At 66.4% G+C, this 12921-nt stretch carries 16 protein-coding genes and 1 tRNA gene; 5 read left to right on the forward strand and 12 right to left on the reverse strand.

Going from position 1 to position 12921, the window contains the following annotated elements; genetic code table 11:
- Positions 1 to 25 precede the first annotated feature (25 nt).
- From ACFSGJ_RS19370 to ACFSGJ_RS19400, 7 genes are all read right to left on the reverse strand, one after another.
- Positions 26 to 103, reverse strand: a tRNA-Pro gene (locus ACFSGJ_RS19370).
- Positions 104 to 193: 90 nt separating this feature from the next.
- Complete coding sequence (locus ACFSGJ_RS19375; RefSeq protein WP_390265674.1) at positions 194 to 754, reverse strand: MerR family transcriptional regulator; 561 nt, start codon at positions 752 to 754, stop codon at positions 194 to 196.
- A gap of 23 nt (positions 755 to 777) precedes the next feature.
- On the reverse strand, positions 778 to 1080 hold the full coding sequence (gene ihfA, locus ACFSGJ_RS19380; protein ID WP_390265676.1) for an integration host factor subunit alpha: 303 nt from the start codon (positions 1078 to 1080) through the stop codon (positions 778 to 780).
- Positions 1081 to 1154: 74 nt separating this feature from the next.
- Complete coding sequence (locus tag ACFSGJ_RS19385; protein WP_390265678.1) at positions 1155 to 2129, reverse strand: beta-ketoacyl-ACP synthase III; 975 nt, start codon at positions 2127 to 2129, stop codon at positions 1155 to 1157.
- The gene (gene plsX, locus ACFSGJ_RS19390; protein ID WP_390265680.1) at positions 2126 to 3232 is read right to left on the reverse strand and encodes a phosphate acyltransferase PlsX; all 1107 of its coding nucleotides are present in this window, start codon (positions 3230 to 3232) and stop codon (positions 2126 to 2128) included. Before plsX ends, ACFSGJ_RS19385 begins: the two co-directional genes overlap by 4 nt.
- Before the next feature lie 17 nt (positions 3233 to 3249).
- Positions 3250 to 3456 carry a 50S ribosomal protein L32 gene (gene rpmF, locus ACFSGJ_RS19395; protein ID WP_390265682.1) on the reverse strand — a complete coding sequence of 69 codons (207 nt, stop codon included), beginning with the start codon at positions 3454 to 3456 and terminating at the stop codon, positions 3250 to 3252.
- A 152-nt stretch (positions 3457 to 3608) separates the two neighbouring features.
- Positions 3609 to 4268 (reverse strand): YceD family protein, encoded by a 660-nt coding sequence (locus tag ACFSGJ_RS19400; RefSeq protein WP_390265684.1) that lies wholly within the window; start codon positions 4266 to 4268, stop codon positions 3609 to 3611.
- A 141-nt stretch (positions 4269 to 4409) separates the two neighbouring features.
- Here ACFSGJ_RS19400 and ACFSGJ_RS19405 point away from each other — a divergent pair, with 141 nt between their 5' ends.
- Entirely contained in the window at positions 4410 to 4865 is a 456-nt protein-coding gene (locus ACFSGJ_RS19405; RefSeq protein WP_390265686.1) for an outer membrane protein assembly factor BamE, read from the forward strand.
- Positions 4866 to 4930: 65 nt separating this feature from the next.
- Here ACFSGJ_RS19405 and msrB read toward each other — a convergent pair whose 3' ends face one another.
- On the reverse strand, positions 4931 to 5326 hold the full coding sequence (gene msrB, locus ACFSGJ_RS19410) for a peptide-methionine (R)-S-oxide reductase MsrB (protein WP_390265688.1): 396 nt from the start codon (positions 5324 to 5326) through the stop codon (positions 4931 to 4933).
- 103 nt (positions 5327 to 5429) lie between these two features.
- Between msrB and ACFSGJ_RS19415 the strand changes: the two genes are divergently transcribed.
- From ACFSGJ_RS19415 to ACFSGJ_RS19430, 4 genes are all read left to right on the forward strand, one after another.
- Entirely contained in the window at positions 5430 to 6212 is a 783-nt protein-coding gene (locus ACFSGJ_RS19415; protein WP_390265690.1) for a GNAT family N-acetyltransferase, read from the forward strand.
- A 74-nt stretch (positions 6213 to 6286) separates the two neighbouring features.
- Positions 6287 to 8119, forward strand: a complete 1833-nt coding sequence (locus ACFSGJ_RS19420) for an ATP-binding cassette domain-containing protein (RefSeq protein ID WP_390265692.1) — start codon at positions 6287 to 6289, stop codon at positions 8117 to 8119.
- 36 nt (positions 8120 to 8155) lie between these two features.
- Positions 8156 to 8929, forward strand: coding sequence for an endonuclease/exonuclease/phosphatase family protein (locus ACFSGJ_RS19425; protein ID WP_390265694.1), 774 nt, complete (start codon positions 8156 to 8158; stop codon positions 8927 to 8929).
- 16 nt (positions 8930 to 8945) lie between these two features.
- A complete protein-coding gene (locus ACFSGJ_RS19430) occupies positions 8946 to 10457 on the forward strand; it encodes a phospholipase D-like domain-containing protein (protein WP_390265696.1) in 1512 nt (503 codons plus the stop codon).
- Here the strand turns inward: ACFSGJ_RS19430 and ACFSGJ_RS19435 are convergent.
- From ACFSGJ_RS19435 to ACFSGJ_RS19450, 4 genes are all read right to left on the reverse strand, one after another.
- The gene (locus ACFSGJ_RS19435) at positions 10416 to 10673 is read right to left on the reverse strand and encodes a ribbon-helix-helix domain-containing protein (protein WP_390265698.1); all 258 of its coding nucleotides are present in this window, start codon (positions 10671 to 10673) and stop codon (positions 10416 to 10418) included. The two genes, ACFSGJ_RS19430 and ACFSGJ_RS19435, sit on opposite strands and share 42 nt — an antisense overlap.
- A gap of 9 nt (positions 10674 to 10682) precedes the next feature.
- Entirely contained in the window at positions 10683 to 10862 is a 180-nt protein-coding gene (locus tag ACFSGJ_RS19440; RefSeq protein WP_390265700.1) for a DUF4169 family protein, read from the reverse strand.
- Positions 10862 to 12256, reverse strand: coding sequence for a class II fumarate hydratase (gene fumC / locus ACFSGJ_RS19445; protein WP_390265702.1), 1395 nt, complete (start codon positions 12254 to 12256; stop codon positions 10862 to 10864). Before fumC ends, ACFSGJ_RS19440 begins: the two co-directional genes overlap by 1 nt.
- A 135-nt stretch (positions 12257 to 12391) precedes the next feature.
- Positions 12392 to 12847 (reverse strand): SspB family protein, encoded by a 456-nt coding sequence (locus tag ACFSGJ_RS19450; protein ID WP_390265704.1) that lies wholly within the window; start codon positions 12845 to 12847, stop codon positions 12392 to 12394.
- Positions 12848 to 12921: the final 74 nt, after the last annotated feature.

Below are 12921 nucleotides of genomic sequence, written 5' to 3' on the forward strand. Positions count from 1 at the left end.
ATTGCTGCCACGGGCGTTTCCTTGTTGGTCGGGCCGGCGAGATTCGAACTCGCGACCTTCCGCCCCCCAGACGGACGCGCTAACCAGGCTGCGCCACGGCCCGACGGGGGCATACATACCCGGTCTGACGGCGGGGGCAAGCAGAAATCCGACGCCCGGCGCACATTCGCATCCGGGCGCAGCCGGGGCCGTTTCAGCCCGGCAGACCGTCCTGCAGCCGCGTCCGCAGCCCGCGCAGACGGTCGCGCAGCACAGCCATTGCGTCCGCATCGGCAAGCGGTTTGCCCCGTAGCCGGCGGAGGCGGGCCACCAGCCGTTCCTCTTTCGATTCCGCCGGGCTGCTGATCCGGCCGCGAGTCGGAAGCGCGACGACATTCCCCTGCGCCAGCCGCGTGTCCTCTTCCTCGGCATCGAGAATCATCGGGGCTTCGTCCTCGCCCGCACCCTCATCGGCAGTGCCCGGCCATGCGTCATCGGCCCGGGGCGTCCCGGCCAGCGAGGCGACATGGCGCACGCCCTGTTCACCCAGCACCTTCTGCACCCCGCGGATGGTCATCCCGTCTTCGTGCAGCAGCTTCTTGATCCCGGCGATCAGCGCGATATCGGCGGGCCGGTAATAGCGACGCCCCCCCGCGCGCTTGAGCGGCCGGATCTCGGGGAACTTGCTTTCCCAGAAGCGGAGCACATGGGTGGGCGTGTCCAGCCAGTCGGCCACTTCGCTGATCGTGCGAAAGGCGTTGCGCGATTTTTCCATTGTTCCGGCCAGTGTCCCGATCCTCAGCCCTTGTTGCCCGCGGCGACGCGATCCTTCATCAGATGCGAGGCGCGGAAGGTCAACACCCGGCGCGGAGAGATCGGAACCTCATCCCCGGTCTTCGGGTTGCGGCCCACGCGGGCGGCCTTGTCCCGGACGCTGAAGGTCCCGAAAGAGGAGATCTTGACCTGCTCACCGGCGACAAGCGCGTCGGACATGTGCTGCAGGACAGATTCGACGAGTTGCGCGGATTCGTTGCGCGACAGGCCCACTTCGCGGAAGACGGCCTCGCTCAGATCCATGCGGGTGACGGTTTTTTCGCCCATATTCTCCCCCAGATTTCGACGAAGCATGGGAGAATCAAAAACCGCTGTCAATATCAATGACTTGGGGCCGGCGATTACCAGCGCAGAACGACCGATCCCCAGGCAAGACCGCCGCCGATCGCCTCGGTTACGATCAGGTCGCCCTCTTTGATCTGGCCGCGCGCCTTTCCGACCGAAAGCGCCAGCGGGATCGACGCGGCCGAGGTATTCCCGTGGTCCTGCACCGTCACCACCACGCGGTCCATCCCGACGCCCATCCGTTGGGCGGTGCCCTTGATGATACGCAGATTGGCCTGATGCGGCACGATCCAGGTGACATCCTCGGGGGTCAGCCCCGCGCGGTCCAGGGCGGTGTGGGCCGTCTGCGCAAGCTTTTCGATGGCGTGGCGGAACACTTCCTTGCCCTGCATCCGCAGGACGCCGGTGCTCTGGTTGCTCGAAACGCCGCCGTCGACGTAAAGAATGTCCCGGTGCCGCCCGTCGGAATGAAGGTCGAGCGACAGAATCCCGCGATCCCGGTTCGTGCCCTGGCCTTCCTGCGCCTCGAGGACCAACGCGCCCGCACCGTCGCCAAAGAGGACGCACGTCGACCGGTCGGACCACTCCATGATCCGGCTGAAAGTCTCGGACCCGATGACCAGAACCCGCCGCGCCTGACCCGTCTGGATCATCGCATTCGCATTGGCGAGCGCAAAGACAAACCCCGCGCAGACCGCCTGCACGTCAAAGCCGAAGCCCGAGGTCATCCCCAGGTTTCCCTGCACGATCGTGGCGACGGCGGGAAAGGTGAAGTCGGGGGTCGAGGTCGCAAGGACGATGGCGTCGATATCGGTCGCATCCATCCCGGCATCGGCCAGCGCGGCGCGGGCAGCATGGGTGGCAAGATCGGAGGTCGTTTCCCCCTCGGCGGCGAAATGGCGCCGCTCGATCCCGGACCGGGTGCGGATCCATTCGTCGCTGGTGTCGATCCTGTCCTCGAATTCGGCGTTCGGGACGATCCTTTCAGGCAGATAGTGCCCGACGCCCCTGACAACGGCGCGTAACGTCATGCGGCACCACCATTTCCTTCGTTTTCCTGTGTCGCATCCTGACCCGACTGGACCGCAGATGCAACACGCGCGGCCAGACGATCCTGAAAACCGGACTGCGCAAGGCGAAAGGCGAGCTTGACTGCCGCCGAAACCCCGGTCGCATCGGCGCTGCCATGCGATTTCACGACTGTGCCGTTCAGGCCGAGGAACACCCCGCCATTGACCCGGCGCGGGTCGATCCGCTTTTGCAGCCGCTTCAGAGAGGGGAGCGCGAGCAGAGCCGCCACGCGCGAAAGGGGGGTTTTCTGGAACGCCTGCCGCAACAAGAGGCTGATGAGCGTCGCCGTCCCCTCACCGGTCTTGAGCGCGATGTTGCCGGTATAGCCGTCGGTCACGATCACGTCGCAGCGGGCACCGGGGATGTCGCCACCCTCGACATAGCCGACATATTCGTAGCCGCCCGCCTGCGCGGCGCCAGCGATACGGTCGGCCGCGACCTTGAGTTCCGGGCGGCCCTTGTGTTCTTCGGTGCCGACATTCAGCAGGCCCACACGCGGACAGGCGAGCGCGAGGCCGTTCCTGGCATAGGCCGCGCCCATCAGCGCATATTGCAGCAGGTCCTCGGAATCGGCGCGGATATCGGCGCCCACGTCCAGCATCACGTTGAACCCGTGCGGGTTGCGCGAGGGCCAGAGGCAGGCGATGGCGGGCCGGTTGACCCCCGGAAGCCGCCGGAGCCGCAACATCGACAGCGCCATCAGCGCGCCGGTATTGCCGCAGGAAACCGCGACCGTCGCCTCCTTGTTGCGGACGGCCTCGATGGTGGACCACATCGAGGTGCCTTCGCCATGGCGCACGACATGGCTGGGCTTTTCGTGCATCTGCACGACACGTTCCGCATGACGTATCTCGCAGCGACCGGCAAGATCGCGGCGGCGGCGCACAAGGCGCGTCAGTTCCGCTTCGTCGCCATGCAGGATGAAGGCGATGTCGGGATTCTTATGGGCGGAATAGGCAATGCCGGCGACCACAGCCGCCGGGCCGCGATCCCCGCCCATCGCATCGACCGATATGACGATCCGGCCTGCACCCTTTCCGTGAGGATCGCGCGTATCCATCATCTGGGTGCCGGCCGTGCTTATGCTGCGTCTTCGTCCAGTTCGACCTCTTCGGTCACTGCAACGACCTGACGGTCGTCATAGTGGCCGCAGGCGCCACAGACGTGGTGCGGGCGCTTGAGCTCGCCGCAGTTGCTGCATTCGTTCGGGTTGCCCGCGACCAGCGCGTCATGCGACCGGCGCATGTTACGGCGCGAACGGGTTACTCGGTTCTGAGGGACAGCCATGTCACAACCTCGGGTTATGGGGGGCCGGGGCCCCAGATTCTTATAGAGTTTCGACGCAATTTCCCGCAGGGCCGCGTCACGAAACCCACACTTCAAACGAGGCCGGGAACATACTGGGATTCTGCGCCGGCGCAAGTCTTTTCTGGGGCCGTTCAATCGTCTTTCGACAGGCCGCCACCGGGCTTTGCAGCGGCCTTTCCATCGACCCCCCCATCGGCCTCGGAGCCGGGCGCTTCTTCTGCGCCGTCACCCTGTGCCGGGGCCGTGCCGAGCTTGTCACGCAGCGCGGCGAGCGCGGCAAAGGGCCGGATCTTGTCCTCGCTCAGCGGTTCGGCCCCGGGCGGGGCGAAACCGGCCTCACCCAGTTCGGCGCCGGGCGCGCGGGGATAAAGCGGCAGCGCCAGCGCCAGAGCCTCGGTCAGCACGATGCCGAGGTCGATGACGGGACCAAGCGGTTCGGCCCCGTCATCGGCGGGCATTTCAGCCTCATCCCCCGCGGGTTCGGGCATGTCGCGCAGCCAGCGCCGGCTGAGCGGCTCGTCGATGCGGGTGGTGACGGGCGCAAGCGTCACGATGCAGGGCTGCACGACGGTTGCGCCCAGTTCCGCCTCCAGTTCCCAGTCGGTCCGGCCCAGGGGGCGCAGTTCGCCCTTCATCCGGACCTTGCGCAGGTTGCTTGCCCCGATCGCGGCGGCAATCGCCTGAAGCTGGCCGTCATCCGGCACGATCTCGAACCGCGAGGGCTTGCGCCCCGGCAGGTCGGCGACCCGGAGCGGGTGGGAATAGGGTTGGTCGGTTACCTGATCGGTCATGGCGCGGTTCCCCTGATCGTGAACGGTGGGCGTGGGGGCCGCTGGCCGCGGCACGGTTCAATGCGGCTGTCTGCTTGCAGTGCAGCCAAAGCTTCTGTAATCGGAGATATGAGGCTTGGGCACACAAGGCAAGGGGGCGGAATGGACAGGCTGGGGCGCATTGCGCGCGGCGTTGTGGCGGGCTTTGCCCTGCTTTCGGTCGTCGCCTGTGCAGATATCTATCGCGACCACGGATACGCGCCGAGCGAGTATGACCTCGCGCAGATCGCCGTGGGCCGCGATACCCGCGACACCGTGGCCGAGGCCGTGGGCCGACCCTCGACCGGGGGGCTCTTGACAGATGACGCTTGGTATTACGTCCAGAGCCGCTATCGCCGGTCGGGCGCGCGCGCCCCGCAGGAAATCCAGCGTCAGGTGGTCTCGATCAGCTTTGCCCCGAACGGCACGGTCGCGAATGTGGAACGCTTCGGGCTGGAACAGGGCCGGGCGGTCGTGCTGTCGCGCCGCGTGACGGACACCAATATCCGCGGTGTCAGCGCCTTGGGTCAGATTCTGGGCAACCTGGGCAACCTGCGCGCCGAGGATCTGATCGACTGAGGGCAGGGGGCGTCAGGTGGGGGCGCCAGATGGGCGCCACGGGGGCGCCCACCTGATAGGGGTCGTCAGGCTTCGGGTTCGAACCGAAGCGCGACCCCGTTCATGCAATAGCGCAGGCCGGTTGGCTGCGGCCCGTCGGGAAACACGTGGCCCAGATGCGCCTCGCAGCGGGCACAATGAACCTCGGTGCGGCGCATGAAATGGCTCGTATCCTCTGACAGGCCGACCGCATCCTGATCCAGCGGTGCATAAAAAGAGGGCCATCCGCTGCCGCTGTCATATTTCGTTTCCTGATCGAACAGCGCCGCACCGCAGCAGGCGCAGCGGAACGTTCCCGGATCTTTCGGGAAATCGTCGTTGGTAAAGGCGCGTTCGGTCCCGTGATTGCGCGTCACCTCATAGGTGAGCGGGTCGAGCTCCTGCCGCCATTCCTCGTCGGACTTGATGATCTTGTCAGGCATGGGCTTTACTTTCTTCGCAAGGCTGTCACATTTGCCATGGTAGTTGGTCACATCGTTATGTAGGCGGCGCGCCCTGCGACGCCAAGTCAGGAGAGGGCCGGCCATGCAGCTGGCACTGCGCAAGGGTCGTTACAGCGCAAGGCTTGCCGCGACGCAGCAGGATGTCGCGGCGGCACAGCGGCTTCGATACCTCTGCTTCATCTCGAACCGCGGGCTGACCGGCAGCGGCCCCGGGCCTGACCGCACCCCCGACGATGCCCGCGATTGCGACGCATTCGACGACCGCTGCCACCATGTGCTGGTGGAAGAAGCTGCTTCGGGCACGCTCGTCTGTTGCTTCCGGCTTCTGGAACTCGCCGATGGGGCCGAGATCGGGCAAAGCTATTCCGCGCAGTATTACGAACTTTCCGCCCTGCGCAGCTATGGCGGCCGCATGGTCGAGATGGGGCGGTTCTGCATCCACCCGGCCTGGCATGACCCTGATATCCTGCGCGTGGCCTGGGGGGCGCTGGCGCGGATCGTCGACCAGGAGCGGATCGAGATGCTGTTTGGTTGTTCGTCCTTCAACGGCACCGAGGCAGAGGCCTATCGCGACGCCTTTACCGTTCTGGCGCAGCGGCATCTTGCGCCGAAATGCTGGCTGCCCAAGGTCAAGGCGCCGGACGTCTTTCGGTTTGCCCGGCTTTTTCGCCGGAACAAGCCCGACGCGCGCCTTGCGATGCGGGGGATGCCGCCGCTCTTGCGCAGCTATCTGGTGATGGGCGGCTGGGTCAGCGACCATGCCGTGGTCGACCGGGATCTGGGCACGCTGCATGTGTTCACCGGGCTTGAAATCCGGGCGATCCCGCCGTCGCGGGCGCGGCTGATGCGGGCGGATGCCACCTGACATCGCCTGACACGGGGGCCCGCCCGGTGGCGCGCGACCTTGACGCGGGGCAGGCGCGTCGATAGCTGACCGGCATGGCACGCGCACCCCTTCTTCAGCTTTCCGGTATCTCGCTCACCTTTGGCGGCGAGCCGCTTTTCGACAATCTCGATCTTGTGGTGCAGGAAGGCGACCGGGTGGCGCTGGTCGGGCGCAACGGGTCGGGGAAATCCACGCTCATGAAGATCATGGCGGGGCTGGTCGAGGCCGATCAGGGCAGCCGCGTCATCCCGCCGGGCGTCAAGGTCGGCTACATGGAACAGGACCCTGACCTGTCTGGCTTTGCGACGCTTGGAGATTATGCCGCGGCGACCCTGCCCGAGGGCGAGGAATATCGCGTCGCGATGGTTGCCGAGGGGCTCAAGTTCGACCCGACCGCGTCGGTCGCCACGGCATCGGGCGGCGAGCGGCGTCGGGCGGCGCTGGCGCGGCTTCTGGCCGAGGCGCCGGAACTGATGCTGCTGGACGAGCCGACGAACCACCTCGATATCGAGGCGATCCAGTGGCTTGAGGCAGAGCTGTCGCAGACCCGCACCGCCTTTGTCCTGATCTCGCACGACCGAGCCTTCCTGCGGGCGCTGACGCGCGCCACGCTCTGGATCGACCGGGGCGTCGCGCGGCGGCAGGACCGGGGCTTCGAGGGGTTCGAGACCTGGCGGGATGAGGTCTGGGCCGCCGAGGACGAGGCCCGCCACAAGCTCGACCGCAAGATCAAGGCCGAGGCTCGCTGGGCCGTCGAGGGGATCAGCGCAAGGCGCAAGCGCAATCAGGGCCGGCTGCGTGCCCTTGCCACCCTGCGCGAGGAGCGCGCGGGCCAGATCCGCCGTCAGGGCGTTGCCGCAATGGCGCTGGAGGCGGGGCCGCAATCGGGCAAGCTGGTGGTCGAGGTGCGCGACCTGTCGAAATCCTTTGGCGACCGCGCGATCGTGCGCGATTTCTCGTTCCGGGTGCAGCGTGGCGAACGGATCGCCTTTGTCGGCCCCAACGGGGTGGGCAAGACGACGCTGCTCCGGATGCTGACCGGAGAGATCAAGCCCGATGCCGGCGAGGTGCGGCTGGGCACCAATCTGGAGATCGCGGTCTTCGATCAGGCCCGGGCGCGGCTCGACCCCCACGCTACGCTGTGGGAAAGCCTGACGGGCGATCCGCTGATGGGCGTGTCCGGGCAGGCCGATCAGGTCATGGTGCGCGGTCAGCCCCGGCATGTCGTGGGCTATCTCAAGGAGTTTCTCTTTGACGAGCGGCAGGCGCGGGCGCCGGTGCGGGCGCTGTCGGGGGGCGAACGGGCGCGGCTCCTGCTCGCGCGGATCATGGCGCGGGAATCGAACCTCCTGATCCTCGACGAACCGACCAACGATCTGGATGTCGAGACGCTGGATCTCTTGCAGGATCTTCTGGGCGATTATGATGGAACGGTGATGCTGGTCAGCCACGACCGCGATTTCATCGACCGGGTGGCCACGACCACTGTCGCGATGGAGGGGAATGGCCGCGCGATCGTCTATGCCGGGGGTTGGAGCGACTATCGCGCCCAGCGGGCCGAGACGGAAGAGGCCACGCCCGAGCCCGCCACAAAGGCCCGGAAAGCCGTCGCCGCCCCGGAACCCACCGCGCGGCCCGCGCCATCCCGCAAGCCGGCGCAAGGCCTGAGCTACACCGAACGGCACCGGCTCGATTCCCTGCCGGGTGTGATCGAGCGGTTGGAGGGCGAGATCGCCAAGCTGGAACAGCTTCTGTCCGATCCGGAGCTTTTCACCCGCGAACCCGTCAAGTTCCGCAAGGCGACCGAGATGCTGGCCGAACGGCAGTCGAGCCTGTCGGCGGCCGAGGAAGAGTGGCTGATGCTGGAGGAAAAGGCCGGAAACTGACTTGCCAGTCCGCTGCAACGCGCCCATCTTCCCATCATGGAAAGACGCAGCGCCGCCCGCATCGACCCCTTGACGCATGAGGCCCCCGGCCTTGGGGCGCCGCCCGAGTTGCTGGTTGCATCTTATAACGTGCACAAGGGCGTCGGGCTCGACATGCGCCGCGATCCCGCGCGGATCGCCCGCGTCATCGGCGAAATCGCCCCCAACGTCATCGCGCTGCAAGAGGCCGACCGCCGCTTTGGCGACCGGGCCGGGGTGCTCGACCTCGACGCGCTGAAGGACCTTGCGGGGCTGGAACCCGTGATGCTCCCCACCCGCAGGGGCCGGCTTTCCCATGGCTGGCACGGGAATGTGGTTCTGCTGCGCGATGCCGAGGTCGAGGATGTGCGGCCCATCGACCTGCCGGGGTTGGAGCCGCGTGGCGCGGTCATGGTCGATCTGCGGATCGGTGACGCGCCCCTGCGGGTGATCGCCGCGCATCTGGGGCTGCTCAAGGGGTCGCGGCTGTTGCAGGCGCGGGCGCTGGTGGCGGCGCAGGCCGGGGCGGATGACCGGCCGACGATCCTTCTGGGCGATCTGAACGAATGGCGGCGCGGGCCGGGCTGTTCGTTGACGCCGCTGCGCGACCACTACGGCGCCGAGGGCGCGATGGTCGCAAGCTTTCCTGCCCGCAGGCCGATGCTGCCGCTCGACCGGATCTTTGCCTGTTCCCGGGCCGAGGTGGTCGATATCGAACCGCATATGAGCCCGCTTTCCCGCATCGCCTCGGACCACCTGCCGGTCAAGGCACGCCTGCGACTGCGCCCCTGATGCAGCGGAACACCTGATGTTCTGGGCATGGTGGGTTCTGCTGGCGGTCGCAGCCTTTGCCGCGGCATCGGCGCTCGCGCTCTGGTCCTTTGGCCGCTTCGCGCGGCAGGCGAGGGGGGCGCAGTCCTTCGCGCTGCCCCTGGCCGGCAACAGCGCGCTCGACCGGCTTGTGCTGCCTTTGCTTGCGGAACGACCCGGCCAGACGGGGCTGTCGCTGGTGGTGGACAACCTGCGCGCCTTTTCCCTGCGGCAGGAGGCGGTGCAGAAGGCCGGACGCAGCCTCGATGCGCTTTACTACATCTGGCGCGACGACCTGACGGGGCGGTTGCTGCTGCACGAACTGCTTTCGGCTGCCGACCGCGGGGTGCGGGTGCGGCTGCTTCTGGACGATGTGAACACGCAAGGATTCGACCGCATCTATCTGGCGCTGAACCGTCACCCGATGATCGAGGTGCGGGTCTTCAACCCGGTGCTGAACCGGCGCAACGCGCTGCGGCGCGGGGCCGAGATGTTGCTGGCGCTGGTGCGCTATAACCGCCGGATGCATTGCAAGGCCTGGATCGCCGACGGGCGGGTCGCGATCGTCGGCGGGCGCAATATCGGCGACACCTATTTCGGGGCGCGGCGTACGCGGCGGCGCAGTTCCCGCGACTATGATCTTGTGGTCGCGGGGGCGCTGCTGCCTGCGGTCCAGAAGAGCTTTGACGCTTATTGGAACTGCAGCATGGCCCTGCCCATCGCCGCGCTCTGGATGGGGTATGAGGCCGATCTGGGCCGCGCAAGAACGCGCCTGCGCGCGGTGGCCGCCGGGCAGGGCGCGCGGGACTACCTTGCGCGCCTGCCCCCGCCAGGGGGCCTGACTGCGGGGCTGCACTGGACCGACAAGGCCGAACTGCTGGTCGATCCACCCGAAAAGGCGCAGGGGCAGGAAAGGCAGGCCTGGATTACCCAAAAGCTCCGCCCGGTATTTGACGGCGCCACCGCGCGGCTGCAGATGGTCACGCCCTATTTCGTCCCGGGAAAGGAGGACGTGGCCTTTCTCCAGGATCTCGCGCAGCGGGGCGTTTCGGTCGAGGTCGTGACGAACGCCCTTGCGGCGACCAACCACATGGTCGTCCATGGCGCCTATCGCCGCTATCGCAAGCCGCTGCTGGAAAAGGGGGTGCGCATCCACGAATTCGCGCCGCCCGATGAACAGGGCCGCCGGGGCGAGATGCTGCATGGCAAGGCCTTTATCGTGGACGGCCGCGCGGGTTTCATCGGGTCCTTCAACTACGACCTGCGATCCGCGTTTCTGAACACCGAAATGGGGGTGTTGTTCGAACATCCCGATCTGGTGGCCGAGCTGGAGGCCGAGGTCGCGCGGCTGGTCCGGCCCGAGGTAGCCTTTGCCCTGTCGCTTGAGGGGCGGCGCCTGCGCTGGAACCTGCCGGACGGGTCGCAGATGGGGCACGAACCCGATGCGCCCTACATGCGGCGGTCCCTGTCATGGTTCATCGGGCATCTGCCGATTCATCGCTTCCTCTGACCGGCGCTGATAGTGACGCAGCACGTGCAGCCGGATCGCCGAGGCGAGGCCGATATCGCCTTCGCGTTCCGCATCGATCTCGGCGGCCAGAACGTTGATCGGCAGGTCGCGTTCGGCGGCAATCGCGCGGAAGGCGCGCCAGAACTCGGCCTCCAGAGAAACGCTGGTTCGATGACCCCTTAGCGTAAGCGAGTGTTTCTCGGGCCGCCCTGACATCGGGGCTGCTCAGCCCGGGTCGCGCTTGTGGGCGTCGAGATGGGCACGGGCCTTTTCGGCCCGCGCCGCCTCCTGATCGCGTTCGGCCTTGCTGCGGCCGAACTTTGCGGCATTCTCGTCCCCCTTGGCCCGCTTGTCGGTGCGGGCGCGGTCCTTGCGGACCTGACGCAGGTTGACGAGCTTTGCCATCAGCCCTTGGGCCCGATCATGTCCTCGGGGCGGACGACGCGGTCAAAGGTCTCCTCGTCCACGAAACCGAGCGCGATGGCCTCTTCCTTGAGGGTCGTGCCGTTCTTGTGGGCGGTCTTGGCCACCTTGGTCGCGTTGTCATAGCCGATGGTGGGCGCGAGCGCCGTCACCAGCATCAGGCTTTCCTTCATCAGCTTGTCGATCCGCTGGGTATTCGCCTCGATCCCCACGACCATGTTGTCGGTGAAGGCCGACGCGCTGTCGCCCAGAAGCTGCATGGATTGCAGCACGTTGTAGCTGATCATCGGCTTGAAGACGTTGAGCTCGAAATGCCCCTGCGACCCGGCAAAGCCCACGGCTGCGTCATTGCCCATGACATGGGCGCAGACCATGGTCAGCGCCTCGGCCTGGGTCGGATTCACCTTGCCCGGCATGATCGACGACCCGGGTTCATTCTCGGGCAGGATCAACTCGCCCAAACCCGAGCGCGGGCCGGAGCCGAGGAAGCGCAGATCGTTCGCGATCTTGAAGAGCGAGGCCGCCGCGACCTTCACCGCGCCCGACATTTCCACCATCGCGTCATGGGCGGCCAGCGCCTCGAACTTGTTCGGCGCGGTGACGAAGGGCAGGCCGGTGATTTCGGCCATGTTGGCGGCGACCATTTCGCCCCAGCCCTTCTTGGTGTTGAGCCCGGTCCCCACCGCGGTCCCGCCCTGCGCAAGTTCATAGATCGCGGGCAGTGCGGCCTTGACCCGGCGGATGCCCATGGCGACTTGGTGTGCGTAGCCGCCGAATTCCTGGCCCAGCGTCAGGGGCGTCGCGTCCTGCGTATGGGTCCGGCCGATCTTGATGATGTCCTTGAACGCCTCGGACTTGGCCACCAGCGCCGCGTGCAGCTTTTCCAGCCCGGGGATCAGCACGTCGCGGGCCATCATCGCGGTGGCCACATGCATCGCGGTCGGGAAGGTGTCGTTGGACGACTGGCCCATGTTCACATGGTCGTTCGGATGGACGGGCTTTTTCGATCCCATCTCGCCGCCCAGCATCTCGATCGCCCGGTTCGAGATCACCTCGTTCGCGTTCATGTTCGACTGGGTTCCGGAACCGGTCTGCCAGACCACCAGCGGAAAGTTGTCGTCGAACTTGCCGTCGATCACCTCTTGCGCGGCGGCGGCAATCGCTTCGCCCAGCTTCGCGTCCAGATCGCCCAAGCTCACATTGGCCTGCGCGCAGGCCTTTTTCACCACGCCAAGCGCCCGGACGATGGCCACGGGCTGCTTTTCCCAACCGATGGGAAAGTTGATGATGGAACGCTGCGTCTGCGCGCCCCAGTACTTGTCTGCGGGAACCTCAAGCGGGCCGAAGCTGTCGGTTTCGGTGCGGGTTCTGGTCATGGGCTGGCCTCCTCGTGACGGTCGCGAAAGTCATAGGGCCAAGACAGTCTGAAGGCAATCGGTATGCGGCGGTATACGGGCGCCCGACCCGCCGGGAACCTGCGCCGCCGCGGCCCGCCAAAGCGGCAGGAACCGTCAGGATTTGCGGAAACTGTCGAGGCTCACGACCTCGCCCGCGGGGGGTGAGGTGTCGTCGCCTTCCTCGTCATCCTCGTCCAGCTCGTCCTCTTCGTCCGATTCCTGAGTCTCGAACCGGAGGCCGAATTCGACCGAGGGGTCGACAAAGGTGCGGATCGCGTCAAAGGGGATATACATCGGTTCGGGCTGGTCGCCGAAATTCAGCGTCACCGCGAAACCTTCTTCATCCACATGCAGGTTTTCGAACCAGTGCTGCAGCACGATGGTCATTTCACCCGGATAGCGGTCATGCAGCCAGTCGGCCAGCGCCACATCGGGATGATTGGTGTCGAAGGTGATGAAGAAGTGATGCGACCCCGGAAGCCCTTGCTGCGCGACCGACGACAGCACCTGTCGGATCAGCCCACGCATGGCGTGGTGCATCAGGTTTCCGTAGTCGATAGATCGGGCCATCGGCATCCCCCTTGCAGTTGGGGCCAGCATAGGGGATTCGGGGGCGAAAGGAAGGGGTTGCGGCCATTTTTGCG

Origin of the sequence: Halodurantibacterium flavum (genome assembly GCF_042681825.1) — a bacterium.
Classification (GTDB): Bacteria; Pseudomonadota; Alphaproteobacteria; order Rhodobacterales; family Rhodobacteraceae; genus Halodurantibacterium; species Halodurantibacterium flavum.